The sequence below is a fragment of the Variovorax sp. 20P10.2.4 genome (assembly GCF_058244205.1).
The window spans coordinates 1-3,635 of sequence record NZ_JBZAYE010000690.1 but is presented as its reverse complement, the minus strand read 5'-3'; the positions used below and the strand labels follow the sequence as shown (position 1 = coordinate 3,635).

The following is a 3,635-nucleotide window of genomic DNA, read 5'->3' as shown; positions in this document are numbered from 1 at the left end:
GCCGCGGATCGACACGCTGCCGCCGTTCACGTAGGGCAGGCCCGCGTCGTCGCGCGGGTCGGCCAGCAGGTTGGTCCACAGGCCGCTCGCGTCGAGCGTGGCGCCCGCGGCCACGGTGGTCCGCGCACGCTGGCCCGCGGCGGGCGGCAGTGCGATGCTGATCGTGGTGCCCTGGCCGGCGACCGAGGGCAGCACGTTGCCCAGCGCGATCTGGCCGCCGCGCGCCACGAGATCGGCGTTGATCTCCACCTGCGGTGCATACAGCGCGATGCTGCCGCCCGGCACCACCGCGAGCGCCGCCTCCACCGTCAGGCTGTGCGTGCCGCCGGCCATCAGTTGCCCGAGCTTCCAGCCGTTGACGCGGTCGCTGTCGACATGCAGCACGTCCTCGAGCGCCTGCGGCAGCGGCCCGTCGGGCGCGATGCCGTCGCCCAGCGCCGGCTGCGCGGTGCCGAACACGACCTGACCGAAGCTCGGCGTGAAGTTGTGGAACACGCCCTGCGGTCCGTTGGTCTTGTCGGCGTTGAACACGGTCGTGTAGTTGCCGAGGATCAACTGCGCGGCGAGCGCCGCGGCGTCGTGCGACTGCGCATAGCCGTCGATGCCGCCATCGCGCTGGATCGTCTGGCGCGGGCCGCGGTAGACCGTCGTCGTCAGGTCGCCGTCGAGCACGGCGGCGCTGGTCGAAACGATCAACTGCCCCGCATCGCGGCCCACTGTGTAGCCGTTCTCGAGCCGCTGTTGCGGCCCGATCAGCGGGTTGTAGAAGAAGCCCGTGGCCTTGTCGCCCCAGCGCTTGTGCGCGTCTTCGTAGCCCTTGTAGAGGCCCGTGTACTGCACATCGGCGGGTGCGCTCGACACTTCATAGAGCCGGCCGTCGGCGCCCTTGAGCCAACTCTGTTTGATCATCCCGGTCTGCACGTCCAGCGTGCCGCCAGAAAGATTGATGTTCGAGCCCGCCTGCGCGACCAGTTCGTTGCCCGCGAACACCACGCTGCCGCCCTGCGCGCCCCACTCGCCCACGGTGTGGCCCTGAAGGCCCAGGTAGCCACCGACCTCGAGCAGGCCGCCCGGCGTGTACCAGCGCTCCTTGTCGTAGCCGCCCACACCGGCCGCCACGCGCAGCAGCTTGCGCCGGTCGATCCACACGTTGCTGTTGTTGAGCATCGTGGTGTCGCGGTTCAGCGGGGCATCGCGCTGTTCATTGCCCTGGATGTTGATCTCGACGTTGTTCGAGGACATCGCGACCTGGACGCCCACGGCGCCCGAGACATCGAGCCGCGCGCCATTGGCCACCGTGCTGCGGCCATTGCTCGCGGCCACCGCGATCTGGCCGCCGGTGGCCAGCGTGGTCGACCCGCCCTCGAACACCACGCCGCCGCCCGAGACGATCTCGATGCGCGACTGGTCGCGGCGGTCGTCGAGGCGCGCGAGGTTGTCGAAGCCGCCCGAGGCTGCAGTGCGGCGCGCCAGGTCCTGCACGGCGGAGTCGGCGATCAACGCATCGCGCTGGCTGTCCAGTGCCGTGCGGCCGTTCTGGTCGTCGAGCAGGATGGCATTGAGGCCACGCGCGGTCACCGTGACGCTGCCGAGCTTGTCGCTCGCCGAGTTCAGCAGATGGATGGTGCCCCGCGTGTCCACCGTCGTCGTGGACACGGCCACGCCGTCCTGCACCACCTTGCGCCCCGCGAGCGTGATATCGCCTTCGGGCGCCTGCAGCAGGCCGGTGTTGGTGACCGCGCCTGCCGTGCTGTCGGCATTGAACTGCGGCGCCACCTCGTTGCCACGCGTGGTCGCGTACTGGTTGCCCGTGGTGCTCTGGCCAGGTCGCACGATGAAGAAGTCGCCCGCGGCCATCTGCACCTGGCCACGCGGCGTGGTGAGGGTGCCCGCGTTGACGACCTCCTTGCCGAGCAGCAGCGCATAGCCACCGCCTTGCGTGACGGTCGTCGGCACCGCGGTGTTGATGCGCGCACCGGCCTGCACCTCGACCTTGCCGTTGGCATCGGTGAAGCTCGGTGTGTAGGCCCCGCTTTCCTGCGCGCTGTAGATGCCGCGCGCCTTGAACTGGTCATCGCCGATTTTGGCAGCGGCCGCCACGAGGTTGCGCGTGTCGGTCTGGCTGCTGCCGCTGAACACGATGCCGTTGCGGTTCGCGATCAGCACCGTGCCATCGGCCTTGATCTGGCCCTGGATCTGCGAGGGCCGCGCCTGCGGATCGTTGACGCGGTTGAGCACCGCCCAATCGGCCTGCTGCTTGAAATCGATCGTGGTGCGCTTGCCGACGTTGAAGGTTTCCCAGTTGAGGATCGCGCGATCGCCGGTCTGCTGGATGGTGACCGTGGTGCGGCCATCGGTGCCTTGCGATTGCACCGGTGCTTGGGCATTGAGCCAGCCCGCGGTCAACGAATTGGTGTCGACGCGCAACCCGCCATCGGCGAGACCATCGGGCACTGACGAAGGATCATCCAGCGCTGCTTGCCGTGCCGCAGCCTGTGCAGCCTGCTGCGCCGCAATGCTCTGTGCTGCGAGATTCAGATTGCCGAGCGAACGCTGCAACTGCTCGCGCGCCTGCTGCTGTTGCGCACTCGGCGTGTTGAGCGAGGACACCGGCAGGCCATTGGGCAAGCGCCCGGTGGCGATCGCCTGACCCTGCGCGATGTTCTTCTGCGCCATCCAGGCGGCACTGAATGCGCGTTGCTGCGCATGCGCCGCGCCCGCCGCGCCGACCGCGATGACGACGGCGACGGCATGGGCCAGGGGTGCGAGGCGTCGCGGTCCGGTGCGGCGGCCAGGGCGTGCGGGGAACGCGGGCTTCACCGGGGCAGGATGGAGGGGCGGCATGACAGGAATCTTTCAGTGGCGTTTCGAATGGACAGGAAGCCATGCGATGGCTTTGCCCATAGACGAATGCCGACATCGAAAGCTGTACACCTCGCCACGCATCGGCGGCGAAGAATGCCGCCTCAGTGCAGGATCACGATGCCGCCCGGCAAGGCGGTGAGCTCGAGCCGGAACAGCCGCTGGATCTGCGCCAGCGCCTTGTCGAGGTCGTGGATGTGAAAGCGTCCGCTGACGGGCTTGCCCGCGAGCCCGCTGCCCAGCAGCATCACGCGGCCCGGCCGGTAGCGGTTGATCTCGTCGACCACCTGCGCGAGCGCGGTGCGCTGGAAGCGCAACACGCCCTCGCGCCAATCGGAACGCTCGCCGGCCTCGATGCTGCGCACCGGCTGCGGCTGGCGGCCCTCGTACACCAGTTCCTGCGCGGCGCGCAGCGCGAGCGACTCGGCGCCGAGCGTCACGCGCACCTGGCCTTCGAGGCAGCGCACGCAGACGCTGCGCGCATCGGTGTGGCGCACCTCGAAGCGCGCGTCGACGGCCTCGATGCGCCCGAGCGCCGCGCTCACGGTGAAGGGCCGGCCGCGCCGCGTGGCATCGACCGCGACCTCGCCGCCGATCAGCTCGATGCCGGCGGTCTCGCCCTGCGCGGCCTGCAGCGCGATGCTGCTGCGGGTGTTCATCTCGACCGTGAGGTCGGGCGCGAGCGCGAGGCTGCGCTGCTCGCCGGTGCCGGTGCGGTAGTCGGCCTGCCAGCTCTCGGGCGCGGGCCACAGGCCCAGCGGCGGATGCATGAC

The 3,635-nt window shown here is 69.7% G+C and carries 2 protein-coding genes; both read right to left on the bottom strand.

Annotation, left to right across the window (positions count from 1 at the left end; genetic code table 11):
- The coding region (locus AC27VN_RS35735; RefSeq protein WP_490879685.1) for a two-partner secretion domain-containing protein at positions 1-2,844 on the bottom strand (2,844 nt) is incomplete at its 3' end.
- Positions 2,845-2,966: 122 nt separating this feature from the next.
- On the bottom strand, positions 2,967-3,635 hold a 669-nt coding region (locus tag AC27VN_RS35730; protein WP_490879684.1), incomplete at its 5' end, for a FecR family protein.